This window comes from Nostoc sp. NMS9 (assembly GCF_017114995.1).
Lineage (GTDB): Bacteria > Cyanobacteriota > Cyanobacteriia > Cyanobacteriales > Nostocaceae > Nostoc.
Genome location: NZ_JABXKL010000099.1, coordinates 35,536 through 60,983 on the forward strand (window position 1 = coordinate 35,536; position 25,448 = coordinate 60,983).

Below are 25,448 nucleotides of genomic sequence, written 5' to 3' on the forward strand. Positions count from 1 at the left end.
CTGTCATTTGTAAGAAGATGCGATTACGGCAAAGTATTACAGTGATTCAAACAAATGTGTGAGAGTATATTTATTCACTCACCCGGAGATATAATTATGGTTTTTGCTGGCAAACGACCAAATAATTTAGGTATTAGCAACGGTAAATTAGCATCCTGCCCTAATTCCCCTAACTGCGTTTCTAGTCAGAGTACAGATGCATCGCACCAAATTGCACCACTGACTTTTACATCTACTTCAGAAGAAGCAATTACTAATCTTAAACAGATTATTGAGTCTTTACCAAGAACCAAAATCATTACCGAAAGTCAAGATTATTTATATGCAGAATTTAAAAGTGCTTTACTGGGATTTGTGGATGATGTAGAATTCTATCTAGACCGGAATGCGAATGTTATCCATGTGCGTTCAGCTTCACGTTTAGGTCAGAGCGATTTGGGTGTTAATCGTCAACGAATAGAGACGATTAGAGCCAAGTTCAAGTAATTTGTAATTGAACTAAGGACTGGAGATTAAAGACTGGGAAAATAAGTAAGTAGTTGGGCAAAATTAATTACACGATGTCATTACAAGTGAGACATTCGCATAGCCTTTCGTAGAAAAGAGAGACAATCGCAGAGTTTTGGATTACTTCACTTGATTTGCAATGGTTGTAAATATTTTTATCCATCTACTTATGTGGATTCAGATCCAGTAGAATCTGGAATGACGATTGTGCAATGTGGTGTGGTGTTTCACCGAAAATTATGAATTACGAATTAGTTAAACTCTGCGATCGCAATATTTGTGAAACTTAATTTGTTTAAAAACTTTGACTCCCGACCCCGACTGATTGTTGCTGTCGGACTTGCGGTATTAGTTTCAGTAATCCTGCCGCGTTGGCTGCACTTACCTACTCGCATTCTCTGCGCTTGGAACTCCGGTATTGACTTTTTCTTAGCCATAACGTGGTGGAAAATGATTAAAGCTAACCCAGAAAAAATTCGCCGCTATGCTGAGAGTGAATATGAAGGACATTTGGCTATATTGATGCTGGTGATTGCTGCGGCTTGTGCCAGTGTTTTAGCCATTGGGTTTTTATTAACTGATAAAAAAGGATTGTCAACAACTCTGCTTACTCTACATGTCATACTTTCAATTATGACCATTGTTGGTTCCTGGTTACTAGTTCATACGATGTTTGCAGTGCAATATGCACACAGCTATTACAAATATATTAATCGTAATCATAGTGAAGAAATCACCGGAGGTTTAGATTTTCCTCATAATGACTATCCAGACTACTGGGAATTTTTATATTATTCTTTTGTAATTGGCATGACTAGTCAAGTTTCAGATGTGCAGACAACATCACCCGATATGAGGCGCTTGACTTTGTTACATGGCATATTATCCTTCTTTTTCAATACCACCATTTTAGCTATGAGTATTAATATCATTGCATCGCTGATTTAAATAATTTCTGTAAAAAAATATATAGACAAGATATGCTGATTCAAAAAGGCGAAATATCTATTCGTCTAATGCAAGATGAAATGTATTGTCAGCAAATAGTTTACTTTCTTAATCCTTGATATAGCCGAGACCTTGATTTTTCTTTGATATTTTTAGTCTCGGCATTTTTTGTTACTTTTTTACCGATTCTCAATCAATCGTCGCGTAGACGCATTCGCGGAGCGTCTGTCTGCGACACGCTACGCGAACGTAGAGAAGCGGCTTGTCGTAGACATCGCCTGAAGAATGCTCAGTTGAGCAAATTTATACATAGCAAGCTTTTTGCGCTTTCCTATGCGTCGAACTCACGTTAAATCAAATAAAAAAGTAAAATTGTAGGAGTTAAACACAAAGAAAATGACCGACACACCTTTCCCTAGCCGACTAGACCGTGCTGAACAAATAATTTTAGGATTAGCTGAAAGACAAGCTAATACCCAGACACAAGTAGATGAACTAAGGCAGGAAATGAGAGAGCTTACAGCGAGTGTTAACAACCTTACAGATAATGTTGACCGTGTTTTAGCTCGTAGTGCAATTTTGGATGACGTATTGCTTGAGTTACGTGATAGTCATGAACAACACCAGCATAATTTTGAAGAACATCAACGCACTACTAATGCTGCATTACAAAGCCTTGAATCAATACTTTTGCAGTTAATTAGAAACAATTCTTGAGATAGTTATCAACTATCTTTTTGAACAGCGGCAAGCTGATAAAATTGTCATAGATCCGCACGTTGACAATTCTCGTGCTATTCGCTGCTATGAGAAATCTGGTTTTGTGAAGGTAAAGCTATTGCCCGCACATGAACTGCATGAAGGAAAATACTCAGATTGTTGGCTTATGGCAATAGAGCCAAAGAAATCATCACCCCTTTAATTTACATGGTTTCAACTCGCGTGTTCCCAGTCACTAAGTAACTCATGTTGTTGTGCTATTTTATGGCATTTAGGGAATGGTACTTTAGGAGTACCAATACTCATACCAGGAAAAGACTGTTTTTTCGTCTTGGTAGGTCTATTTTCTAGGGTTGTTGAACTGAACTGTTGGGTTTTCATTGGTAAATAAATCTCTGATTAAAACCTGAGCACCAATTTATAACATCAATTTGCAAATGGCAAATTTCTGAAGAAAAATAAAAAATACATATTTAATTTCTAAAGGAAAGAAGAGAAATTGAAGAGTTGATTTACTCTGAAGGTGAAGTGTGTCCAATGAGACTAACGATCGCTGTAGCTAAATCCACTGGATCGACGGGTTTAGGTAGGTGTTTTTGAAATCCTGCTGCCATTGCTTGGTTGTAGTTAATTTCTCCAGCATAAGCAGTTAAAGCGATCGCGGGAATTTGTCCGCCTTGCTCTGGCGGTAATTTTCTCACCTCACGTAGCAACATATACCCATCCATCAAGGGCATTCCAATATCGCTTAAGAGGATATCTGGCTTTGATTGCACTAATGTTTGCAGCGCTTCATCTGCTGATTCAACTGCTGTTACCGTCGCGCCATATTGTTCCAGCGCAAAGTTAAAAAACTCTCGCACATCAGCTTGATCGTCCACAAGCAGGATTTGCACTCCAGCAAGTAATGTCTCCTCAGTATTGAGTTCTGGTTGAGAAGCCTCACTACTGCTGATTCGCAACTCAGAATTTTTAAGCAAAGGTAATTTAACTGTGAAGGTAGCCCCTTGTTCTTCTCCCAGACTCTCTGCCTGAACTGTACCACCATGAAGTTCTACAAGATGGCGCACAATTGCCAGTCCTAATCCCAATCCGCCAAATACTCTGGTTGTTTTAGCATCTGCTTGGCGGAAGTAATCAAAGACGTAGGGCAAAAATTCTGGGTTAATTCCTTTACCTGTATCAATTACCTGGATTTGAGCATCTAAACCAACTTGCTCTAGACGCACTTCTACAAGTCCTTCTGTGGGTGTGAATTTAACGGCATTGGAGAGGAGATTCCACATCACTTGTTGCAAGCGATCGCCATCGCCGAGAACTTTGCCGATATCATTACTTAACACCGTTTGAATTTGAATTGATTTGGCTTCTGCTGCTAAACGTACCGTTTCTAATGCAGATGCGATCGCTATTTTTAAATCGACTGCATGGAGATTTAACCTAACCTTACCTTGTAAAATCCGCGAAACATCAAGTAAATCTCCAATCAATTGGGTTTGTAATTTAGCATTACGCTCGATTGTTTCCAATGCTCGGATTTTAGTAGCTTCGTCAAACTTGCGGGTTCTGAGTAACTTTGCCCACCCTAAAATCGGATTCAAGGGAGTTCGGAGTTCGTGGGAAAGGACAGCGAGGAATTCATCTTTAATGCGGTTAGCTGTCTCAGCTTGTGCCCTTGCGGTCTTTTCAGCTTCGTAAAGTTGAGCGCGAGCGATCGCTTGCGCACACTGCTGTCCCAGTGTCAACATAAATCCCCGGTCTTCTTCATTAAATATTTGTCCAGTAGTAAAGCTTAATCCCAAAGCCCCAATTACTTTACCTTCTACTATTAAGGGAATGGAAGCCCAGGCATTATTCGCTATAACAGTGACAACATCTGCTAAGTCGGGATATCTAGCAATCATGGCTGCTAAATTTTCTAAAAAAATCGGCTGCCCAGTTCTGACTGTTTCTGCTATTTGGTTAGGTGCTGCGATCGGAAAACTTGTCGAAGTATTTATGAGCGTTTGCGGATAGCCAATTGCTTGCACAACTTTTAGGGTAGTATTTCCTTCAGTAAGTAAGACAACGGAACCACCAGTAGCTTCCAAGGCGGCAATGCCTTGGTTCACCACTACATCAGCCACCTGTTGGGGAGTTAAGGCTTCTGAGAAGGCAGCAGTTATTTTTTGTAAAAGTACTGTGCGATTGACAGACCGTTGAGTTTCCTGGTAAAGTCTGGCGTTGTCGATGGCTGTCGCTGCCCGCCGAGCAATATCCTCTGCTAAAGCCAAGTCTGTTTGTTGATAGTACCGACCTGACTCGGCGGTAAAAAAAGAGATTGCTCCAAATAATTGCCCGCGAGAACGAACTGGAATCACCATTAGAGAACGAATACCCAGACTTTGCAGCAATTGCCGATGTTCGTTGTCTTCAGACATCTGTAGAAGATGTGAGTCAGATAATTCGGGATAAAAGACAGATATTCCTAACCTTAGCTGCCGTAAAAGCTGTTTGGCTCTGGTTTGGGGTCGATAACGCCGTCGGATTTCGTCTAAAATATTTAGTTTTGTGGGATCGGCAATTGCGATCGCAATTTGTTTACTTGACCAATCTTCCTGGAAGACATCTACAATGCACAAATCGGCTAAAGTTGGAACTGCTAGATTTGCCACATTTTCCAAGGTGATTTCATAATCTAATGAGGCAGCTAGTAAGGTGCTGGCTTCGACTAAAAAGTTTTGTGTGGCTTCAACTCGTTTGCGATGGCTAATATCCTCAATAATCCCTAATGCATACATTGGAACTCCCTTAGCATCCCAAACTGCTGATGAGGTTAGGTTTGCCCAAACTATGGAACCATCTTTGCGGATGTAGCGCTTCTCTAGGGAATAACCACTAATTTCTTTTGCTAAAACTCGCCGAGCATTTTCCAAATCAACTTCTAAGTCGTCAGGGTGGGTAATTTCCTGAAAGTTCATTTGAATTAACTCTTCATGGCTATACCCAGTAATTTCGCATAGGGCAGGATTAATTTGCAGAAATCGTCCATCCAACCCTACTAGAGTAATACCGACAGCTGCCTGATTGAACATTGCCCGAAACCTTTCTTCGCTTTCTCGCAAAGCAACTTCTGTTTGCTTTGCTGCTGTCACATCTGCCAAAATAATTCCAATTCCTACCGTTTCACCCATTGCGTTATGAACTGGGTAATAGTTGCCCAGCCAGTAACCGTAACGTTCGGGTTGCTCCCTTGTCTCACCGCTGATTTCCATATTCAGCAGGGGTTCTCCAGTATCTAACACGCGCTGTAACTGTGGCTCTAACTCAGCCGCCATCGCTGGCAACACTTCCCTAAATTTGCGTCCTAAATGTTCTTCTATAGCTAAACCGTTAATCTGGGCGAAAACTTGATTAATGCGGATATATCGCAGTTCCCGATCCAAAAAGCATACGGCAACAGGAGCCGCTTCTAACAGCGCATCTAGAAGAGATAGCGATTCAGCATAATGGACTAAAGCTTGGTGGATGTCTCGATAAAGTTGGGCATTTTCCACCGCTAAGGCAGCACGATGAGTAATATCTGTTGCTAAAGTTAGGTCAGTGCGATCGTAGCGATGATCCGATCGGGTGTTGATAAAGGTAATACAGCCGAGTATGCGCCCTTTTGCGATTAACGGCACAATCATTACAGACTTCATCCCCAATTGCCGAACAAGTTCTAAGTGTTCCTGATTCTGAGTAGTTGCTACTAATAGCGAGTCAGATACCTCTGAGATCAATTCACTTTGCCCAGTTTGCAGTACTCTAGTAATTGCACTTGCACCTTTGTAATCTGTCACATACTCCTGAAGTTTACGCGCTAACTCCGCTTTCGATGGGTCTACATGGGCAATGGGTAGGCGGCGAATAGAACCATCTTCATTTAAAATATCGACGCTACACCAATCAGCAAGCTGGGGAACTGAAATTTTGGCGATCTGTTCTAAGGTTTGTTCATAATCTAACGAAGTAGAGAGTAAACTACTAATTTGGGCGATATAGTGTAGTTTTTCCTCAGCCTGCTTGCGCTCAGTAATATTCACACCTGCACAGGTAATACCTAAAATGCTATTGTCTGCATCCCTTAGTGGTTCAACTAGCAAATCATAAAAACAGTCTTCTCCAGAAGTTGTCAGATAAACTTCTTCACGGGTTGCAACACCAGTCTCTATTACCTTTAGCTTAATTGCCTGCAATTGCGCTGCTACTGAGGGTGAAAATAATTCATCATCAGACTTACCTAACATTTCCTCAGCAGTGTCTAGACCTTGAGGATTATGAATCCACTGATATCGCAAATCACGATCCTGTTGAAAGACCACAATATCTGAACTACTTAAAGCTAATCGAAATCGTTCTTCACTAACTCTTAGCTTTTGGAGATTTTCATCAATCCGTTTTTTAGCAGTTTTTAATGCCTCACATAAGATACTAAAGAGCAATCCTTGTAATGCAAATAACCCAATTCGCACAAAATTGGATAAGTCAAAACTAAGCTCATAAGCTGGAGGGAGAAAGAAGTAATCGCTCAGTAACGCAGACAAGGAAGTTGCTAATAGCCCTGATTTCAAACCACCATACCAAGCGCTCACCATAACAGCGCTAAAAAACAGCAGGAAAGGAGTTTCACTCATGCTTAACCAGGGGTCTAGCATCAAAATTAGCACTAATGTTAGTGCGACAATTAATACAACGATGCCATAACGCAATAACTGAGAATAATGAATATGGGGCATGAAAAGTTCTTGGAAAAACCAATACTCATTGCAGAGGCTGTAGATACCCTAAGCTAGTTTGTAAATTTTAGTAACTTATCTACAGATAGATTTTTGGTGAATTAGAAAAACCTCTTTTGCCAGAGGTTAAGTTGTTAGTTATCTGATATGCAAAGTAAAAATTTAGCTCGATCCCTCAAGATAAATGACACTGTTTTACTAATGTAAAATACTAAATACAAACATGAAGCTAATTAATTTATAACAAAAATTATAGAATAATATCTGGGTAAGAGCTTTTTCTGCTTTTTTCATTAGCTCATTTGTTGTCGGATTCACCAGAGGATAAATACATAGTTTAACTTGCTAGAAGTACTTCTGCTGTCTCATATCTTAGAGGTTTAGAGAACACATAACCTTGGCCAAATTCCAGGGTAAGCGCATCTAATTTTGTAGCTAAATTTACAGATTATTTTGCACAATTATAGATTCGTGGAAATGATTTAAGTATTAAAGACGTTTAGTAGTACCCTGAAAAGCAAAGCGTCTATCTTACTTAACGGATCAGTCTGATGACATCAGGTTTTAAATCTGCAAAACAAAGGATTAAAAGCTCAAAAAACTTGAGTATAGCTCAGGCGACTGCACTAATAGAAAAAATGGCATTAGGTGCAACCTTTTATTTCACCCTTCAAGGGTAAATTAACCCATGAGTGAACAACCCATCGATCAGCCCAATGACCCATCTTTAAAGCAACCAATTTCCATTGTATTAATTGAAGATAATCCTACTGATGCCGAGCTAACTATCCGAGCATTGCGTCGCGGTAGAATTGGCAACAATATTCAACTACTTCAAGATGGAGCCGAAGCCCTAGATTTTCTCTTTTGTCGGGGAGAGTACACCCACCGTAGCATGAGGAATCAACCCAAAGTTATTTTGCTAGATTTGAAACTGCCAAGGGTAAGTGGATTAGAAGTTTTACGGGAACTCAAGTCTGATCCACGCACACAAATGATCCAGTTGTGGTGCTGACCTCTTCTGCTGAAGACCGGGATATGATCGAGAGTTACCAGCTTGGGGTGAATAGCTACATCGTCAAACCTGTTGATTTTGAACAATTTAACCAAGCAGTCCAACAGCTTGGTTTTTATTGGATCTTGTTTAATCAATTGCCAGTTTTGTAAAAGGGATTGGAGATTGAGAACTCCGTTCATCCACCTCAGAACTCCGTTCATCCACCTCAGAACTCCGTTCATCCACCTCAGAACTCCGTTCATCCACCTCAGAACTCCGTTCATCCACCTCAGAACTCCGTTCATCCACCTCAGAACTCCGTTCATCTACCTCAGAACTCCGTTCATCCACCTTTGAACTGGATTAATCCACCTCGGAACTCGGTTCATCCACCTCAGAACTCCGTTCATTATGTCCAATGCCCTACTGTCGTCAGCTGACATCCTTTAATACTGCTACCAATTTTTGAATATGTACTACTTCATGAGTTGCCATCACAGATATTCTGATTCGACTTGTGGGCACTGTGGGGGGACGAATTGCTGGGGCAAAAATGCCAGCATCTCTTAGCTGTTTTCCCGCTTTAAGTGCATCTGTGGCATTAGGCAATTGAAAACATAATATGGGTGATTCAGAAGGCAGTAATTTCAGGTTAGGTAACTGTTGCAGCAAAGTTTTCAAGTAATGTATATTCCCCCACAATTGGGCACGATGTTGCGGTTCTTGTTGCACGATCTTGATTGCTGCTAAGGCCGCGGCTGTATCCGCAGGTGAAAGCCCAGTGGTATAAATCCAACTGGGTGCGCGGTTCCGCAAAAAGTCAATTAGAGTGCTACTTCCTGCTACGTACCCGCCTAAACTACCTAAAGCTTTACTCAAGGTGCCAACTTGAATTAACTGCTTTCCTGTACACCCAAAATGTTCGACACATCCAGCGCCAGTTTTTCCTAGTACCCCAGTGGCATGAGCTTCATCGATTAGCAGCATACAGCTAAATTCATCAGCGAGATCCAACAGTGCAGGCAACGGACATAAATCGCCATCCATGCTGAAGACGGTATCAGTAAGAATCAAACAGCGCCGATAATTTTGCCGCTGCTGGTTCAACTGAGTTTTTAATACTGCCATATCACAGTGTGGGTATTCCACAACTGCTGCACCGCTGAGAATCGCTCCATTTTTAAGACTGGAATGATTGTACTGGTCAGAGAATATTAAATCACGCTTGCCAACGAGGGCGGTAATTGCACCCAAATTCGCTAGATACCCGGAACTAAATACCAAGGCATCTTCTGTTTGTTTGGTAGATGCGATCGCCGACTCTAGCTCCCTGTGCAATTCCCGATGCCCACTGAGTAATCTCGAACCAGTACTACCAGTGCCAAATTCAGCGATCGCAGCCGTCGCCGCTGCCATTAAACGCTCATCTCCAGCCAATCCCAAATAGTCATTGCTGGCAAAATTAATTACCTCTTGCCCAGCTAAAACCACCGTTGCACCCGGACGACCATTGATCGGTTGTACTGAACGATACCAGTCTGCCCGATGAATTGTTGCTAAGGACTGTTCTAGCCAAGCATAAGGATCGGTGGGCATGGGGAGTTTGGAGTGAAGACAGGGGAGCAGGGGAGCAGGGGGGCAGGGGAGCAGGGAGCAGGGGAGCAGGGGGTAATAAGAAATAACTAATAACTAATGACTAATGACAAATGACCAATGACAAATGACCAATGACAAATGACTAATGACAAATGACCAATGACAAATGACCAATGACAAATGACAATTAAACTTGTTCGCTGCTGAGATGAGCGATCGCTTGTTTAATCCAATCTTCGACATAGGCATCTTTGGGTAGTCCGATGTCTTCGCTGACCACATGCAGAGCGTGACTGACCTCATGGGCAGTATATCCCAAGGCGAAGAGGGTCATTTGCACCTCTTCGAGAATTCCTGGTGCAGGCCCCCCTGTGGCGACGAAGAACCCGGCTGATTTGCGCCACTCGACTAATTTGCTTTTCAGTTCCAAACAGATGCGTTCGGCGATTTTTTTACCGACACCGGGAGCCTGAATCAAGATTTGTGTATTGCCAGCGATAATTGCTTGGACTAAATCTGGTAGTTCCAGAGTGTCTAAGAGTGCGATCGCTAAGGCTGCACCAATACCTGTGACAGTCAGCAAGTGGCGAAATAAATCGCGTTCGGCTGGGGAAGCAAAGCCATAAAGAAAGGGCACTTCTTCACGAATTTGCAAATGGGTAAAAATTTGCGTTACTCCTCCCGACTCTGGTAACTGGTTTGCTAGCCGTTGGGGAACTTGCAAATCATACCCCAAGCCATTCACTTCCAGAGTCAGAATCACGCGATTAGCGCCAATTGTTTGGATACCAGCGACTATACCTTTTAAATAACTAATCATTACAAGAGACCAAAATAATTTAAGCCTTCGATAATTCCACCTGCACAAAAACATGAAGCCAGGTAGTGATAGTCTGCGGGATACTCATTGTGCCATTGGAGTAACTCTTTGCGGGCATTCCCCACAATGATTCCCCGTTCGTTGCCTACAGCAAATAAAGCAATATCATTACCCGAATCACCACAGACAACTGTTTGTTCTGCTGCAAATTTCCACTTTTGGCGTAAAAACTGCATTGCCTGACCTTTATCGCTGCTATGGGGTACAATGTCAAGGTCAATACCGCTACTGTAGATTAACTTTACATTTAATTTAGATTTCTGCAACTCTGCTTCAAGTTGTGGTAGAACATTCGCAGATACTTCTTGTTCTAGGAAATAACTCACTTTGAAGGGACGCTGTTCTGAATCTGGTTGCCGAACTAACTCAGGATATTTTTTCGTAATAGATAATACAGTTTCCCGTTCCCATCCCGGAGAGAGGATTTCTGACCAATCTGAGTCTGGAGTATCAGTACCATGAAGGTAAATTTCTGTACCCACAGATAGGACGAGGGCATCCGGTTGCAAAAGATTTTTTTTAGCTTGGAGTTCTTTGTAAAGTACAGGCGATCGCCCGGTAGAATAAACGATTTTAGTACCGTATTCTTGGCGATGTCTCTCCAGCAGTTGATTTAGTTCTGGTAAAGCGCTGTCATCACCGACGGTGCGATACACGAGGGTGTCATCTAAATCGGTTACAAAAAGAAATGCTTTCATGGTTAGACCTCTTGCAAAATTTTGTTATTTTACCGCGCGAAGGGACTTTTGCAAGAGATTTGTTTGCTAAAAACAAAATATGCCAGACATTCAATTCGAGATTAAGGATAGTTAGAATTATTGTCAGTAAAAGGTCAATACCTTTGCCAATTTCCGAGGGTTCAAAGCCAGTAGAAACGGGATGGATACGACCTAAAGATGTAAGCTTGGCAAAAATCTGAGTTAATAAAAGAGGCTCAGGGATTTCTGGAAGCATTTTTAATATTTCATGGACATATCGAAAGCCACGATAGTGAGCCTTCAGGTCAATAATGCCAGAGTCAGGATTAAGGAGGCGAAAATCCGCCAGAAACTTATTTAGTTGATCGTTACTATGCACTACTACCCACGGTCAAATTACTGATTAATTGAGGGGTGTTATGTCAGGAATAACTCAAAATTGGCGGTTTTGGTATAGTTCTCTAATTTTGACGGGTATGTTTATTGTTTCTTTGCAAGGGCGTGTTTTTGCTCAATCTCAACTTACCTCGATTAGCGGGATTGACAACGATTTGATTGAAGACAATGGCTCTCCTAACTTGTTTTTTCTCAACCCGAATGAAATTATTTTTGGGCCAAGCTGCTACAGTCCAGGTTATGCTCAAAGCAAGTTTGTTATTCTCGGACGCGGCGGTTTACCATCCAATCCTAAAGATATTCTCAACCCTGATGCAATACGAATAGATTGGGTATCTCTTAAACCCAGCAACAAGAAGCGTTCCCTACTACCTGTCAGGATTAAACCAACTATTTATATTCCTAAACGTATTGTTGAGGCCACAGGAGTGACGCTAAATGCCTTTGGACAAATAGTTTTTAGTGCTAATCCAACCACTCTTACTCCTTATACTTCCAGGCAAAAGCCTATGCAGTGTTATGGTAGCTAAAGTTACTCATACTTTTGCCATGTCTTGTTTGCTGATGTTGTTTAACAGCATCACAACTACACCTGGTAAGGCGCAGTTATCTCAAAACAATTCTCCCTCGCTTGGGTTAGTTGGGCGAGTGCAGGATGTCCAGCCACCAACTAAAACACAATCAACACCACCGTCTCCAGCACCGCAACTACCCCCTCCATCCCAATTACTCCAACCAGATCAAGGGCTACCCACACTAGAGCAACCACTCCCTGAAATTCCCTACACTTTCACTGTTAAACAGTTTGAAGTCGTTGGTAGTACGGTTTTTAGCCAAAAAAAGTTGAATGAGGTACTTAAGGACTTTATCAACAAGCCGATTACTTTTGCACAATTATTAGAAGCTCGTTCCAAAATTACCGAATTGTACAATCAAAAGGGATACATTACTTCTGAAGCTTATATTCCTGAACAAACTTTCACAGATGGTGTTGTCCGAATCCAGGTAATCGAAGGCAAATTAGAGGATATCCAAGTCACTGGTACTAGGCGACTTAACCCAAATTATATTCGCAGTCGTATAGCTAATGGTGCATCCACCCCTTTGAATCAAAAACGCCTATTACAGTCTCTGCAACTATTACAGCTTAATCCTTTAATTAAAAGCTTGTCTGCTGAACTGTTTGCTGGCTCACGAACCGATACTAGTTTACTAGCCATCAAGGTAACTGAGGCAGATACATTTAATACAAAAATAGTACTGGACAATCGTCCTCCCCCTAATTCTGGTAGCTTTCGTCGCCAACTGCAAGTTAAGGAATCCAATTTACTGGGAATTGGAGATAGTATATCGTTAGCATACAGCAATACTGATGGCAGTAATGCTATAGATGCCAGTTACAGCTTACCCCTCAATCCCCACAATGGCACTCTCACCTTCCGCTATGGTAATAGACCAGCCAATTTTATTGAACGTCCTTTTAATATCCTAGATATTGAATCAACCCTCGAACGTTACGAACTCACATTCCGCCAGCCACTACTCCAAACTCCTAACCAAGAATTCGCCCTTGGAATCACTGCTTATCATAGAGAAAGTAAGGTTTCCTCTTCTTTTCTAGAAGAATATGGTATCCCCCTTTCTGACCTCTCACTAGGAGCTGATGCACAAGGACGCACCAGAGTATCTGCCCTGCGATTCTTCCAAGAATGGATTTCCCGTAATAGCCAAGAAGTAATTGCCGCTCGTTCTCAATTTAGTTTGGGAATTGATGCATTCAATGCCACAATCAATGATACCGCTCCTGATAGCCGTTTTTTCGCTTGGCGAGGCCAAGCACAATGGGTACGCCTATTAGCTCCTGATACCCTACTTTTGATTCGTGGCGATGTGCAACTAGCTTCCACAACACTTTTAGCTTCAGAAAAATTTGGTTTAGGTGGTGTAAATAGTGTTCGACGATTCCGTCAAGATTTGTTATCGACAGATAATGGCGCTCTTGCTTCTGCTGAATTACGACTACCAATTTTACATCTACCTTCCTGGAAGGGAGTTCTACAAGTGACTCCTTTTGTTGATGTTGGTAGTGCTTGGAGTAATTCATCCAATAGATATGAAAATAATATTAACACTCTAGCTGCTGTTGGTTTGGGTTTGCGGTGGTTACAAGGTAATAATTTTACTGCTGCTGTTGAGTGGGGTATTCCTTTAGTTTCTGTTGATACTTCACGTAATACATGGCAAGAAAATGGTTTGTATTTTTTTGTAGAATATAATTTATTTTAATTTCAAAAGTTAAAATTTAGGCTAAGAGGTTGTTTGAAAAGTGATTGTCTGTGATTTTAATTGCGTTTTTACCCCCCTTAGTCCCCCCTTTACAAGGGGGGAAACAAGAAAAATCCGGTTCCCTCCCCGTATGTATTGGGGAGGGTTAGGGAGGGGTAAAAAAATATTTGATACATCAATCATGACTTTTCAAACATCCTCTTACCCTTTACTCATATATTTCCACCCTGCCCTAACTGAATCAACAAATCTTTTCCCACAGCTAAACTCAGTTGCAGAAAGAGCGATCGCTAATATGCAGTCTTTATCTCTCCCATGCAGAGCATGGGAATGGCTTATTAGAGGCTCCGCCTCCAGTCAAAACATTGAGTCAGAGACTCAATGAATGCATTCCCAGGCGCAGCCTGGGAACGAGTCAAGCCTCATCAAACCAGGTTTTTAGGACTTGTGTGTACACCGTAGCTTCTTAGGATATCTGTTATATTTCAGGAAATAAATAGATTTATAAGTTCATTACAATGATTGCTGCAAATGCTTAAACGTTTCTTATACATGGAAGAGCATTTGTTGCAAAGCATTAAGCATTTGCAAGAACTAATTATACATTTGCTGCAAATGCTTAAACGTTTCTTATACATGGAAGAGCATTTGTTGCAAAGTATTAAGTGTTTGCAAGAACTAATTATACATTTGCTGCAAATACTTAAGCGTTTCTTATATATGGAAGAATATTAGCTGCAAACGCTCAATTTTTGACAACTAATGTTTAAATTTGAGCGATGTCGAAAGAGACTTAGCACCGAAAAACAATGTAGAGACTTAGTACTACGTCTCTTTCGCTTAATGCACTACGATACAATCAATTTTGTTAATTGATTCAGCGTGTGGCGGATCATCTCATCTGGGTACTGATGGTTACGTGGAAGGTGCTCCAGAATTAGTAGCAGAAGTTGCCGCCAGTAGTGCTAGCAAAGATTTGTATGATAAAAAACGTGCCTATCGTCGCAATGGCATTCAGGAATATATTGTTTGGCAGGTTTTTGAGCGGACTGTTAGTTGGTTCAGCTTGCAAAATGGTGAATACGTAGCGCTGATACCAAATGCGTCAGGCATAATTCAAAGTCAAGTGTTTCCGGGATTGTGGCTTGATGCATCAGCATTAGTTGCGGGAAATATGCAACAAGTTTTAGCAGTGTTGCAGAAAGGGCTAAGTTCAGCAGATAAGTAGTTAAAAAGGTTTAAACTGAATCATTTTGAGGGATGGTAGAATTTAGTTTCGTCTGCGCCAGTGCCACCACAGCTTGAACTAACTCTTCTGGATCGAGGGGCTTGGTAACGTGCCGTTGATAGCCACTGTTTATCACTCGTTGGTAATCATCAACTCTGGCATAAGCAGTCAAAGCGATCGCAGGAATCTTTCCCCCTTTTTCGGCGGTTAAAGCGCGGATCTGTTGGATCAGAGAATAGCCATCGACTTCGGGCATCCCAATATCACTGATTAAGACATCGGGTTGAAAGGATTCTAGGTTTGCCAATACTTCCGTCGCAGAGGCAACAGTCAGGACTTGCGCGCCGTATTCAGCAAGCAATACTGTTAATAATTCACGGGCATCGGGGTCATCATCAACTGTGAGAACTCTAATCCCTGTGAGTTCGAGTGCTGGTTGTGACAACTCATCTGTCTGCTTGATTTCCGGTTGAACATTCAGCAGTGGCAACTGGACTGTAAAGGTCGCTCCCAAGCCTTCACCAGGACTATCAGCCGCGATGGTGCCGCCGTGAGCCTCAACCAACTGCCGGACGATCGCTAACCCTAATCCTAACCCCCCATACTTGCGAGTAATTGAAACATCTTCCTGACGAAATGATTCAAAAATATACGGGAGAAAATCTGGGTTAATGCCTTTGCCAGTGTCACTGACGCTAATCTGTGCCTGATCGTCAACTCGCTCTAGTCTGATTTCTACTCGTCCTCCCTTGGGGGTAAACTTGATCGCGTTGGAAAGTAAATTCCAAACGATCTGTTGAAGGCGGTTAGAATCTCCAGAGACTTGCCCAATATTTGGCAGTACTGAATGCAACACAATTGATTTGGAAAGGGCTGCTGTATTTACTGTGTCGATCGCAGATTCAATCACAAATGCCAAATTCACAGGAGCCGCATCTATGCTGAGTTTGCCGCGCAGAATCTTGGCTACATCCAGCAAGTCATCAATCAGTTGAGTTTGCAGTTTGGCGTTGCGTTCAATGGTGGCTAAAGCTTCAGCCGTTTTAGCTTCACTAAATTTGCGGGTTTGCAGCAGTTTTGTCCAGCCGAGAATCGGGTTGAGAGGCGATCGCAATTCGTGGGAGAGAATGGCCAGAAACTCATCTTTGATCCGATTAGCGCGTTCGGCTTCTGCTCTTGCTGCTTGTTCTAGTTGCAATAGGCGATCGCGTTCGATTTCAGCTTGTTTGCGATCGGTGATGTCTCGTGAAATCAATAAAATTCGTTCCACCTGCCCAAAGGCATCCAGAATCGGGCTAACGACCACTTCCCACCATTTCGGAGTGCCTTTTACAGTTGGGCAGTATCCGTGAAAAATGCTGACTTGGCCTGCTTTAGTGGCAGCGAGTGCCTGCTCTGCTTCTTGCCGATAGCTGCCTTCCCAGAAACAGAGCCATTCAGTATTGAGATAATTTAAGTCGTCAATTTCCATCAAACACAGTCCACCTGTATTCATATACAGGAGCCGCCCATCAAGACTTAATACCTTGATACAATCAGAACTGCTGTCTAAAATGCGGTTTTTAAATTCTTCACTCTGGCGCAGGGCTGCAAGAGAGCGTTTGTGATCGCTGATGTCTTCGGCAATACCTGCAAACCGATAAATCTCTCCTGTTTCATCTCGCAGTGGAAAGCAGCGATCGTGAACCCAGCGAATACTACCATCAGGTAAAATAATCCGATACTGCTCATCAAATTTACCTGCGACAGCTTTTTCCTGAAATGCTCTCTGGGTCGATTCTCGATCCTCCGGGTGAATCCGATCGACCCATGCTTGTTGTCCTTGATACAATTCCTGCGGGTTCAATCCCCACAGGCGTTCGTAGGCAGGACTGACATAGCTGACTCGGTTTTCCGCCACTTCTCTAATCCAGAACACCGCATCAATATTTTCTGCAAGCTGCCGAAAACGTTCCTCACTCTCGCGCAGAGCTTCGGCTGACCGTTTGCGTTCGGTAATATCTAGATCGATACCCGCCATCTGAATTGGTTGTCTGTGTTGGTCGTAGAACACCTTGCCCTGGCTCAGTGCCCATCGAATTCTACCGTTTGGGTAGACTACCCGAAATTCAATGTCATAGTCTTCTCCGGTGGCGACAGCACGAGCTACAGCTGCCAGCACGCGATCGCGATCGTCAAGGTGCAATCGCGCGACAAACATATCAAATGAGCCGTCAAACTCTCCTGGTTGCATTCCAAATAAGGCTTCCAGGTTATCTGACCAGGAAATTTTTCCCGTTTTGATGTTCCAGTTCCACGTTCCCATCCGAGAGGCTGAGAGTGCTAATTGTAGCCGTTCTTCGCTCTGGCGCAGTTCCGCTTCTACCTGTTGGCGTTCCTTTAGTTCATGCTGTGCCTGCTGATATAGTTCTGCCTGTCGCAACGCGATACTTACCTGAATTGCCAGTTCTTTGAGCAAGTCAATCTCTAAGGGTTGCCACGAGTGAGGGGAAGCACAATGATGAGCAATCAGCAATCCCCAAAACTGGTTGTCTTGCAGAATTGGCACGACCAGATTAGCTTTCACTTGAAACTGAGCCAGCAATTCAACGTGGCATCGGTCAATACTGCTATCCTGAATATCAGATATTGCAGTTACGCAACCCTGATGATCACGTTCGATATAATTCTTGACAAAAGCGGGATCGGAGCTTAAATTTTCCGGTCGATTCCATGCGAGGTAGTTCTCAGCTAGGCAAGGATCGTGGATCGTCGCAAAGAGCAGTGATCGCCACTCTGCCCCAACGGATTCTGCTACTACTGTGCCATCCCCGTCAGGTTTTAATCGAAAAACCAGGACGCGATCGGTGTGGAGAAACTGCCGGACTTGCGCTACGGTTGTCTGAAGAATTTCATCTAGATTCAGCGATTGGTGAATTTGCTGGGTAATATGTGCGACTACGCGCTCTCGGTCAATACGCTGTTGCAGTTGGGTGCGTAACTGCACTGTTGCAATTGCCCCATTTACTGCTATTTGCAGCCCTTCTGGGGTAATTTGTTCTTTGACCAAATAATCTTGTGCGCCCGCTTTCATCGCCTGAACTGCGATCGCCTCATTGCCCTGGCCTGTAACAACAATCACAGGTAAGCACGGCTGTTGGCTCAGGGATTGCAATTGAGCGATAAATTCCAGTCCGTCCACATCGGGCAGTCGATAATCAAGCAACACAACATCGGGCTGGTGTTGCTGCCAAAGTTCTAGTCCTTGCCGTCCTAAAGTTGCTTCTAAAAGTGTATAGGAATACTCGCGATCGCGCAGCAAACACCGCCGATAGAGTTCTCGATCTTCTGGCGAATCATCGACAATTAAGACAATGCGCGATCTCTGACTCATAACTAATCCTTCGGGCAATCGGGCAGTGTCGTCACTTCAAACCAATACTCTACCAGCATCTGAATATCTCGTTTCAGTTGAGCAAAATTGATCGGCTTAACGATGTAACTGTTGACTCCATATCGATAGCATACTTCGATATCTTTGGGATTGTTAGAGGTGGTAAACACCACGACCGGAATCATGTTTAAGTTGTCATCCTGTTTAATTCGGCGCAACACTTCTCGTCCATCGGTTCCAGGCAGGTTCAAATCAAGCACAATCAAGCCTGGACGGGGCGCACTTTCGCGTTCAACATAGCTGCCAGTTCGATAAAGAAACGCCAAAGCTTGTTCCCCATTTACACACCGCTGAATGGGGATCGCAATGGTAGATCGCCCTAGAAATCGTTGCAGTGCCTCAAAATCTTCGTTGCTGTCCTCCACAATTAAAAGTAATGGTGTTTCCCTGAAAGGAGAAGCTGAAAAGCTAGTCATGTATTTGCCTCCACTGACAGGGTGAAGTAAAACGTACTACCAAGAGTTGGGGTAGATTCCACCCAAATTCTACCACCGTGCCGTTCCACGATTTTGCGGGCTATGGTTAACCCTACCCCAGTTCCACCGCCAAAGTCATCTCGTCCATGTAAGCGGCGGAATATCTGAAAGATTTTTTCGAGATGTTCTTCGGGGATGCCAATGCCGTTATCACGAACGTAAAAAGTCACAGAAGTAGAAGCTACTCTTCTTTCCCTATTTTCTTCGATGAAACCAACTTCCACCCACTTTTCAGGTTTATCATTATACTTAATAGCGTTGCTGATCAGGTTGGTGAAGAGTTCATTGATCTGAGCGCGATCGCATTCAACGTTCTTAAAGGGTTGAGGAATGCGAAACTCAACTTCACTCTGCTGCGGTCGAGCAATAGTCAACGTGGTGATTGCCTGCTGCACTAACTCATTCAGATTAACTGGTTGCCGGATCAGTTCGGCGCGTCCCAATCTGGAAAAATGAAGAAGTGAATTAATCAGGTCTTCCATTCGCTGCGTCAGCCGCACCAGGGTTTGGAGTTTCGCAATCCCATCGTCATTCAGTACGTCTGCATAGTCCTCCATTAAGAAGTTAGCATAGTTGTAAATTCCCCGCAGCGGTTCTTTCAGGTCATGGGAGGCAACGTAGGCGAAGGAATCGAGTTCTTCGTTACTCCGTTGTAATTCAAAATTCATCGATGCCAGTTTGTCTGCTTGCCGCAACACAACGCCCACAACCAGGCTTCGCAGTTCAGCAACCGCTTCAACTTCACAGGGTTTCCAGGGTAGGGCATACCCTTGCATTGTTTCTTGCCATAATTCAAAGGATTTGCGGGGAGACATTCGGAAACTGCCATCTGACAAAACTTCCATAGGCTTGTTGGGATTGCCGCCCCAATTCACCGTTTGAATTACTTCTGGACGAAACCAGAGAATGTAATTGTGATGAACTCTAGAAATTTCTAGGGCTAAAACGCCACTGGCGATCGCTTTAAATGACTCGGCGGCTGGGTAATCTTTCGTGAGTGATCGGGTCTCAAACAAGTTATGATACAGGTGAGGTTTAATCCAATCAAGTAAGGCGTGAACCTCTTCCTCTGATGGCGTTTTACCCACTCGAATACACTGGTTGCCACTGCATATCACCGCTCCCGTGGCACTGGTCAGATTCAGTAATTGAGATTTTAATTGCACCATCCCATCCAAGAAACACTCAGCCTGAGACAAACCTTCCACAAATTGAGTTTGCAATGATTTCAATTGCCTTTTGTAATCAATATCTTCACTGGCTTCTTTGTTTGCCAGTTCTACAGACATCACCTGTCCAATGAACTCGCACATAGTGCGGATATTGTAAGAAACATATTTGGGCGAGGAATGATGACAGGAAATCAATCCCCAAAGCTTTTGATCCTGCATCAGAGAAATAGACATAGAGGCGGTCACGCCCATATTTTGCAGGTACTCTAGATGAATCGGAGAAACACTCCGCAACACCGATAAACTGAGATCCAGCGGTTGATTTGTTAAGGGATTGTTCGCTGGAATTAAGGCGACAGGCTGATAGCTGGCATCTGGAATCAGCCGCAGCCAGTTGAGAGTGTATAGCTGTCGGGCTTGCTTGGGAATGTCAGAGGGCGGATAGTGTAAATCCAAATAGGGCGTTTCCTGATTGGTTTCTTCAGCGATTACCCTGCCTGCCCCTTCCTGATCAAATCGATAGACCATGACGCGATCAAAGCCAGTGATTCGCCGGACTTCTGTAACCACAATCTGGCACATTTCCAGCAGCATTGGTGCTTTCTGAATACGGGTAATCGTTCCTCTTACCTGTTGATAGAAGTCAAAAAAGCCTGTTTTGCCCTTCGCTTTTTTCTGCTCTAATTCCAGAATAATGATATTATCTAAACGATGTACAATGCCATCAAAAAAAATTAATTTATTCAGATATTTGATAGACAGGTTAAGGGGATTAACGCTCTCAAAATTCTCTGCCAGACATTGTTGAATCAGCTTAATCTGCTTGGCATCGAGTAAATCTGACAGCGACTTGTTCAGCAATTCTTCAGGTTGACGACCAACAAATTCCTGGGTGTTTCTGCTCACCTGAAGGATTTCCAGAGTAGGATCTTGCAAAACTAGTAAAACCCCGTGAGGCTGAATCAGACTTGGAATATGGATCAGTTCGCGATCGCAGTTTGTCAAATCAATGATCTCATCAGTCATTCTCAGTTTCTCAAACTCCTCATTAAAACTCTGGGATAAATCAGAAATGTTGAATATGTAGTTAGAATAGAGATTTATTAAGTCAAATTATTTCTTTTTAGCTGTTTATATTTTTAATTATATTTAACTGACTAATAAAACTCTCTATAAAATATACAGGTTTTAAATAGATACTTTAACTATAGCAATCCTGAATCAAACGCGCATAAACAAGTCCCTGACTTTTCCAAAAAGTCGGGGTTCTGTTGGTTTGAATTTGACTGTTTCAGCCTTGATATCAGGCTCTGGCTTCTACTCTTGGCTTAATGTTTCAATCAACAAATCCACCTGCTGTTGTCGTTGCTGCAAAAAACCTTCGCACTGACGTAAATACTCTACAGCAGTTGCAAATTGGTCAAACACAGCTTCCAATTCCAACTCACCCGCCTCAATGCGAGTAATAATTCCTTCTATCTCAGCAACCTTCGCCTCATAATTCCAACCCTCCTCAGAACTAGAAGCACCCTTACGTTTAACCATTCAACTCTCCATGTTCTCTGCGCCTCTGCGGTTCATTCACTTCCATAACCTTCACTTTAACCCCACCCTGCCCCAACTGAATCACTAAATCTTGCCCCACAGCCAATTCAGTTGCCGAACGAGCGATCGCTCCATTTTCCCGCCTCACCACTGCATAACCACGCTGTAACACCGCTTTCGGGTCAAGACTAGCCAACTTTTGCCGCAATAATTCTAAATGCTGGGTTGCTTGCTGCGATCGCCCCGTCGTAATTTGCACCAAATGCTGACGTTTCCAAGCTAGCTTTTCCACCTCCTGCTGCACTTGCCGATCTAACCGCAAACGTCGCAAACGGTTCCGTAATACTTGCAGTTTATTTTCAGCATTTTCTCTAAAGTCATGCACTGTCTCATGTAAAGCCACAACTCGCTGGCGATGCTCAGTATACAACTCTGAAAGTGGTGGCACAACCATTTCTGCTGCCGCAGTGGGTGTATGCACACATACATCTGCGACTAAATCTGCTAAAGATTCATCTCGTTGATGTCCGATCCCAGTAATTACAGGAATAGAACAACTAGCAAGCGATCGCACCACTCGTTCATCATTAAAGCAAGCCAACTCTTCCACCGCACCACCACCCCGCGATAAAATTAGCACTTCGGCGCGACCATCTCTTTCCACCCGCTCAATTGCTTTGACGATAGATTCTGGCGCTTGCTCACCTTGTACTGTCGCCGGAGAAAACAAAACGTGTAAACCTGGATACCTTTGCTTGAGGGTTTTTTGAATATCGCCCCAAGCAGCAGCCGTTGGTGAAGTGACAACAGCGATCGTTTGGGGATGAGTTGGGAGCGATCGCTTTCTTTGGGCGTCGAACAATCCCTCAGCCAGCAAGCGATTTTTTAATTGTTGATAGCGCAGCGCCTGTAAACCAACACCAGCAGGTAGAGTCTGCCAAACTGATAACTGATACTCTCCCCGTTGCGGATAGACGCGAATACTGCCCAAAATAATTATCTGCTCACCAGGAACAGGCATTTGGGCGAGTTTTGCCAATTGGCTATTCCATACTACACACTTAATTCCGGCAGTGCGATCGGTATCTTGTAGCGTAAAAAACAACCCACTGCGATGGTTGTTAGCGCTAGAAACTTCACCAGTTACCCAAACTTGCCGTAATTGTTCATCTTGCTCTAACAGCAAGCGGATATAGTCAGTTAATCCAGATACTGAAAGCGCAGTATCAAGAATCAGAGAATCGGGAAGGTCAAAAGTCATTAAAGATGCCTGAAAGCATTTGTGCTGGAGCGATTTTAGCATTTTAATGAAAACCAAAGGCTAACCCAGTAAACGCTTTAATCTTTTGTAGACATCATCATCATTGCGCTTACCGACTAAAATCACTTCTACTAAATTTTGATCAGGAAAATACCTGTAAACAATTCGATATTCACCAACTATCAACTCGATATAAACCCTGATAACCAGATAGCTGCTCACTATCAGCAGGTAAAGGCTCAACATTCAAAGCCAAAACCTTTTTTGCAATCTGTGCTGCTATTTTAGGCTGTAAACCGTTCAGAAAATCAAGAACAGTTGCTAGACCATCAAGCTTCGCCATCAGCTAAATGCTCTAATGCAGATATAAAAGCCTCTGTACCGATCATTTTAGACTGACTCAGAGCAACTTCAGCAGCTTGACCGAAAACCATATCCTCTAATTCTTCCAGCCGATTAATTAATTTTTGGTAGCTCTCTGCTGAGATAATCACGTGGCTAGGCCGTGATTGCTTAGTTAGTAGAACTGGCTCAGTAGCAGCCTTGTCAAAAACCTCACCGTGTTTGTTACGAGCATCTGTGAGAGTATAGGTCTGCATAGTGATTTTGACTATTTTAGACATTTTGACTATATTTTAGCAGATAACTCTTCTCATCTCAATTTTGGCTTAACAGAACTTGCTGCTCGTTTATGTAAATAGAATAGTTACGTAGAGAAGAATTCAGCAATGAACATCGTTATTTCTGATCAAATTTTAGCTGCAACCCGCATGGCTGAGATTGAACTGAAAAAAGAAATTGCCGCTATGCTCCTTGGGAAGGAAAAACTCACCTTCGCTCAAGCCAGTCGTTTGGTAGAGATGAACCGCATTGCGTTTCAGTATCTACTCGCAAAACCTCAAATTCCGGTTCACTATGGTGGTAGATGATTTTGAAAAATATATCAAAAACTTACAAGAGATGGACAGACTGTGATTATTGTTAGTAATGCACCACATTTTAATAGCTATAATGCATCTCTATTAAACTCTGCTAATGGATAAAATTCTGCTGTTAAATCATCTTCCTTTTCTAAGTTAGCTACTCCAATAATAAGATTCACGCATGGTGGCAGTTGACTATTATTTTTTTGTAATATTTGGATAGTTTGGTGTGCTGCTTCTTCATCCTGCATTACGAATACAAACGTTATTTCATCAAGTGAACCTTCTTTAGTCTCATAATAACCACGATATTTCTGATCTCGTAAAATGAATCGAGCAGTAAGGGGATCACGAAATATTTTGATTTTAAATCCCAAATTTATTTCTGACTCTGAATCACGAACTATATAATCTGGAAAACCTCGTTTGTTTTCCAGGATACTAAAGTTAGCATAACGTTTTTGAAGCCATATAAGTACAGATTTTGCCGCAACAAGCTCTAATTGCCTAAAAGCTAAACGTCCCTCTAAAGATGCTCTAACAACTTCACGAACTTGGGATATTGATTCATCAGTAACATTGGTATTTAAGAATTCTTTAGAATACTTTAGAAATTGTTCTGAATTATACATATAAAAGAGCTTAGTACCAGCCTCTCTTGAAATTTCATTAACTAATTCAGGACGTGGGCCAATCTTATTTTTACCTTGAGAATCAGTTATCCACCACCAATCTTCTTTTTCATCATCAGTAAGAAATACTATTGATTGAATAGAATCTTGTGATGCTTTATTAATTATTTGCTTCCAAAGTACTAAATCTCCATACTTACGTTGATAAATTACACCACCGTAGGAAAAAATATCGCTTTTGCTATCAGTTTCTTTCTTCTGGTCTTTATATCCTGGTGGTATATCACTCTTAAATCTAATTTCTCCTTCTTGATATATCTTGGTAATTTCTTCTTGAGAGAAAGATTCACCAACTTTTTCTTTTAGTAATTGATCAAGTTGTTCTCTAATTGGATCACTATCTGTTACTGATAGCTGAGTAGCTTCAAGCTGGTCTAAATTAGCTAGAAAATCAGTGATTTGTTGATCAAGGGCTGAAACAAGTTCATCAGCTTGAATAGATGAGTGTCGCTTCTTTAACTGTAATTTTTCTAGTTCAGAGATCATTGCGGCTCTAGAACTGTCTAGAACTTTACGAACATCTGAAAAACGTTTCTTTTGTTCAGCAATAACAGTAAGGCGGTTTCTTTGAAATTCAAGTGCAGCTTGATATGGAACCCAAAGACGAGGTGCTATACTTTGTAGAACAGTAAAAAGCTGTCTCCGTGCTTCTTCAGGATATCGATACATATTAAGTAGAATATTGGCATCTAGCACAAAAGTTGCTGATTGCCAAATTTTTTGAAAATCTATTTCACTTGGTCTGTAGTAACCACTAAATAGTTCTTTCATTATAAAAAATATCAAAGTTATGTGACATTTACTGTTGGTTTATAGTGCCAATATCACAAAGCTAAAAGGCAATCTAACTCTTATTAAACTGATATCTATAAGATTACCAGACTGAAAATTTCAGTCTATCTTCCAGCAAAAAGCAATAATTCCCCGTGAATC

At 42.3% G+C, this 25,448-nt stretch carries 20 protein-coding genes and 4 pseudogenes; 9 read left to right on the forward strand and 15 right to left on the reverse strand.

Annotation, left to right across the window (positions count from 1 at the left end):
* Positions 1 to 96: 96 nt before the first annotated feature.
* The 4 genes and pseudogenes from HWQ40_RS32745 to HWQ40_RS32760 all read left to right on the forward strand — a co-directional run.
* Complete coding sequence (locus tag HWQ40_RS32745) at positions 97 to 486, forward strand: DUF1499 domain-containing protein (RefSeq protein ID WP_292786173.1); 390 nt, start codon at positions 97 to 99, stop codon at positions 484 to 486.
* Between the two features lie 300 nt (positions 487 to 786).
* Complete coding sequence (locus tag HWQ40_RS32750) at positions 787 to 1,455, forward strand: DUF1345 domain-containing protein (protein WP_292786174.1); 669 nt, start codon at positions 787 to 789, stop codon at positions 1,453 to 1,455.
* A 396-nt stretch (positions 1,456 to 1,851) separates the two neighbouring features.
* Positions 1,852 to 2,172 carry a hypothetical protein gene (locus tag HWQ40_RS32755; RefSeq protein WP_292786175.1) on the forward strand — a complete coding sequence of 107 codons (321 nt, stop codon included), beginning with the start codon at positions 1,852 to 1,854 and terminating at the stop codon, positions 2,170 to 2,172.
* A pseudogene (locus tag HWQ40_RS32760) lies at positions 2,156 to 2,377 on the forward strand (GNAT family protein); the annotation flags it as partial. The gene HWQ40_RS32755 and the pseudogene HWQ40_RS32760, both read left to right, overlap by 17 nt.
* Positions 2,378 to 2,388: 11 nt before the next feature.
* Here the strand turns inward: HWQ40_RS32760 and HWQ40_RS32765 are convergent.
* Together HWQ40_RS32765 and HWQ40_RS32770 are read right to left on the reverse strand one after the other, a co-directional pair.
* On the reverse strand, positions 2,389 to 2,556 hold the full coding sequence (locus HWQ40_RS32765; RefSeq protein ID WP_292786176.1) for a hypothetical protein: 168 nt from the start codon (positions 2,554 to 2,556) through the stop codon (positions 2,389 to 2,391).
* A gap of 131 nt (positions 2,557 to 2,687) precedes the next feature.
* Entirely contained in the window at positions 2,688 to 6,932 is a 4,245-nt protein-coding gene (locus HWQ40_RS32770) for a PAS domain S-box protein (RefSeq protein ID WP_292786178.1), read from the reverse strand.
* Positions 6,933 to 7,620: 688 nt separating this feature from the next.
* Between HWQ40_RS32770 and HWQ40_RS32775 the strand changes: the two genes are divergently transcribed.
* Positions 7,621 to 7,947 carry a response regulator gene (locus HWQ40_RS32775; protein WP_334985238.1) on the forward strand — a complete coding sequence of 109 codons (327 nt, stop codon included), beginning with the start codon at positions 7,621 to 7,623 and terminating at the stop codon, positions 7,945 to 7,947.
* Between the two features lie 129 nt (positions 7,948 to 8,076).
* Here HWQ40_RS32775 and HWQ40_RS32780 read toward each other — a convergent pair whose 3' ends face one another.
* The 5 genes and pseudogenes from HWQ40_RS32780 to HWQ40_RS32800 all read right to left on the reverse strand — a co-directional run.
* A complete protein-coding gene (locus HWQ40_RS32780; RefSeq protein ID WP_292786179.1) occupies positions 8,077 to 8,280 on the reverse strand; it encodes a hypothetical protein in 204 nt (67 codons plus the stop codon).
* Positions 8,281 to 8,361: 81 nt separating this feature from the next.
* Entirely contained in the window at positions 8,362 to 9,525 is a 1,164-nt protein-coding gene (gene bioF / locus HWQ40_RS32785; protein ID WP_292786180.1) for an 8-amino-7-oxononanoate synthase, read from the reverse strand.
* Positions 9,526 to 9,712: 187 nt separating this feature from the next.
* Entirely contained in the window at positions 9,713 to 10,345 is a 633-nt protein-coding gene (gene ruvA / locus HWQ40_RS32790; RefSeq protein WP_099101282.1) for a Holliday junction branch migration protein RuvA, read from the reverse strand.
* The gene (locus HWQ40_RS32795; protein ID WP_292786182.1) at positions 10,345 to 11,103 is read right to left on the reverse strand and encodes a sucrose-phosphate phosphatase; all 759 of its coding nucleotides are present in this window, start codon (positions 11,101 to 11,103) and stop codon (positions 10,345 to 10,347) included. Before HWQ40_RS32795 ends, ruvA begins: the two co-directional genes overlap by 1 nt.
* 181 nt (positions 11,104 to 11,284) lie before the next feature.
* Positions 11,285 to 11,452: pseudogene (locus tag HWQ40_RS32800) on the reverse strand (IS4 family transposase); the annotation flags it as partial.
* A gap of 70 nt (positions 11,453 to 11,522) precedes the next feature.
* Between HWQ40_RS32800 and HWQ40_RS32805 the strand changes: the two are divergent.
* The 3 genes and pseudogenes from HWQ40_RS32805 to HWQ40_RS32815 form a co-directional block, all read left to right on the forward strand.
* Entirely contained in the window at positions 11,523 to 12,029 is a 507-nt protein-coding gene (locus HWQ40_RS32805) for a hypothetical protein (RefSeq protein WP_292786183.1), read from the forward strand.
* On the forward strand, positions 12,019 to 13,785 hold the full coding sequence (locus tag HWQ40_RS32810; protein WP_292786184.1) for a ShlB/FhaC/HecB family hemolysin secretion/activation protein: 1,767 nt from the start codon (positions 12,019 to 12,021) through the stop codon (positions 13,783 to 13,785). Before HWQ40_RS32805 ends, HWQ40_RS32810 begins: the two co-directional genes overlap by 11 nt.
* Positions 13,786 to 14,647: 862 nt before the next feature.
* Positions 14,648 to 15,013: pseudogene (locus HWQ40_RS32815) on the forward strand (Uma2 family endonuclease); the annotation flags it as partial.
* A gap of 10 nt (positions 15,014 to 15,023) precedes the next feature.
* Here HWQ40_RS32815 and HWQ40_RS32820 read toward each other — a convergent pair.
* The 7 genes and pseudogenes from HWQ40_RS32820 to HWQ40_RS32850 form a co-directional block, all read right to left on the reverse strand.
* Positions 15,024 to 18,386, reverse strand: a complete 3,363-nt coding sequence (locus tag HWQ40_RS32820) for a response regulator (protein ID WP_292786185.1) — start codon at positions 18,384 to 18,386, stop codon at positions 15,024 to 15,026.
* 2 nt (positions 18,387 to 18,388) lie between these two features.
* Complete coding sequence (locus tag HWQ40_RS32825; RefSeq protein WP_292786188.1) at positions 18,389 to 18,862, reverse strand: response regulator; 474 nt, start codon at positions 18,860 to 18,862, stop codon at positions 18,389 to 18,391.
* Positions 18,859 to 21,120 (reverse strand): ATP-binding protein, encoded by a 2,262-nt coding sequence (locus HWQ40_RS32830; protein ID WP_292786190.1) that lies wholly within the window; start codon positions 21,118 to 21,120, stop codon positions 18,859 to 18,861. Before HWQ40_RS32830 ends, HWQ40_RS32825 begins: the two co-directional genes overlap by 4 nt.
* 291 nt (positions 21,121 to 21,411) lie before the next feature.
* On the reverse strand, positions 21,412 to 21,639 hold the full coding sequence (gene xseB / locus HWQ40_RS32835; RefSeq protein ID WP_099102361.1) for an exodeoxyribonuclease VII small subunit: 228 nt from the start codon (positions 21,637 to 21,639) through the stop codon (positions 21,412 to 21,414).
* Positions 21,632 to 22,900: an exodeoxyribonuclease VII large subunit gene (gene xseA, locus HWQ40_RS32840; protein ID WP_292786192.1), complete on the reverse strand. Its 1,269-nt coding sequence runs from the start codon at positions 22,898 to 22,900 to the stop codon at positions 21,632 to 21,634. Before xseA ends, xseB begins: the two co-directional genes overlap by 8 nt.
* 60 nt (positions 22,901 to 22,960) lie before the next feature.
* A pseudogene (locus HWQ40_RS32845) lies at positions 22,961 to 23,243 on the reverse strand (type II toxin-antitoxin system RelE/ParE family toxin).
* Complete coding sequence (locus HWQ40_RS32850; RefSeq protein ID WP_292786194.1) at positions 23,230 to 23,499, reverse strand: type II toxin-antitoxin system Phd/YefM family antitoxin; 270 nt, start codon at positions 23,497 to 23,499, stop codon at positions 23,230 to 23,232. The pseudogene HWQ40_RS32845 and the gene HWQ40_RS32850 overlap by 14 nt, the downstream one beginning before the upstream one ends.
* 129 nt (positions 23,500 to 23,628) lie before the next feature.
* Between HWQ40_RS32850 and HWQ40_RS32855 the strand changes: the two genes are divergently transcribed.
* Positions 23,629 to 23,829 (forward strand): UPF0175 family protein, encoded by a 201-nt coding sequence (locus tag HWQ40_RS32855; protein WP_292786204.1) that lies wholly within the window; start codon positions 23,629 to 23,631, stop codon positions 23,827 to 23,829.
* 77 nt (positions 23,830 to 23,906) lie between these two features.
* Here HWQ40_RS32855 and HWQ40_RS32860 read toward each other — a convergent pair whose 3' ends face one another.
* Entirely contained in the window at positions 23,907 to 25,286 is a 1,380-nt protein-coding gene (locus tag HWQ40_RS32860) for a PIN-like domain-containing protein (protein ID WP_292786205.1), read from the reverse strand.
* Positions 25,287 to 25,448 lie beyond the last annotated feature (162 nt).

Excerpts from the sequence above, each read along its gene's own strand:
- HWQ40_RS32745 (WP_292786173.1), top strand. The coding sequence starts at position 97 with ATGGTTTTTGCTGGCAAACGACCAAATAATTTAGGTATTAGCAACGGT.
- HWQ40_RS32755 (WP_292786175.1), top strand. The coding sequence starts at position 1,852 with ATGACCGACACACCTTTCCCTAGCCGACTAGACCGTGCTGAACAAATA.
- HWQ40_RS32765 (WP_292786176.1), bottom strand. The coding sequence starts at position 2,556 with ATGAAAACCCAACAGTTCAGTTCAACAACCCTAGAAAATAGACCTACC.
- HWQ40_RS32770 (WP_292786178.1), bottom strand. The coding sequence starts at position 6,932 with ATGCCCCATATTCATTATTCTCAGTTATTGCGTTATGGCATCGTTGTA.
- HWQ40_RS32775 (WP_334985238.1), top strand. The coding sequence starts at position 7,621 with ATGAGTGAACAACCCATCGATCAGCCCAATGACCCATCTTTAAAGCAA.
- bioF (WP_292786180.1), bottom strand. The coding sequence starts at position 9,525 with ATGCCCACCGATCCTTATGCTTGGCTAGAACAGTCCTTAGCAACAATT.
- ruvA (WP_099101282.1), bottom strand. The coding sequence starts at position 10,345 with ATGATTAGTTATTTAAAAGGTATAGTCGCTGGTATCCAAACAATTGGC.
- HWQ40_RS32795 (WP_292786182.1), bottom strand. The coding sequence starts at position 11,103 with ATGAAAGCATTTCTTTTTGTAACCGATTTAGATGACACCCTCGTGTAT.
- HWQ40_RS32805 (WP_292786183.1), top strand. The coding sequence starts at position 11,523 with ATGTCAGGAATAACTCAAAATTGGCGGTTTTGGTATAGTTCTCTAATT.
- HWQ40_RS32810 (WP_292786184.1), top strand. The coding sequence starts at position 12,019 with ATGGTAGCTAAAGTTACTCATACTTTTGCCATGTCTTGTTTGCTGATG.
- HWQ40_RS32820 (WP_292786185.1), bottom strand. The coding sequence starts at position 18,386 with ATGAGTCAGAGATCGCGCATTGTCTTAATTGTCGATGATTCGCCAGAA.
- HWQ40_RS32825 (WP_292786188.1), bottom strand. The coding sequence starts at position 18,862 with ATGACTAGCTTTTCAGCTTCTCCTTTCAGGGAAACACCATTACTTTTA.
- HWQ40_RS32830 (WP_292786190.1), bottom strand. The coding sequence starts at position 21,120 with ATGACTGATGAGATCATTGATTTGACAAACTGCGATCGCGAACTGATC.
- xseB (WP_099102361.1), bottom strand. The coding sequence starts at position 21,639 with ATGGTTAAACGTAAGGGTGCTTCTAGTTCTGAGGAGGGTTGGAATTAT.
- xseA (WP_292786192.1), bottom strand. The coding sequence starts at position 22,900 with ATGACTTTTGACCTTCCCGATTCTCTGATTCTTGATACTGCGCTTTCA.
- HWQ40_RS32850 (WP_292786194.1), bottom strand. The coding sequence starts at position 23,499 with ATGCAGACCTATACTCTCACAGATGCTCGTAACAAACACGGTGAGGTT.
- HWQ40_RS32855 (WP_292786204.1), top strand. The coding sequence starts at position 23,629 with ATGAACATCGTTATTTCTGATCAAATTTTAGCTGCAACCCGCATGGCT.
- HWQ40_RS32860 (WP_292786205.1), bottom strand. The coding sequence starts at position 25,286 with ATGAAAGAACTATTTAGTGGTTACTACAGACCAAGTGAAATAGATTTT.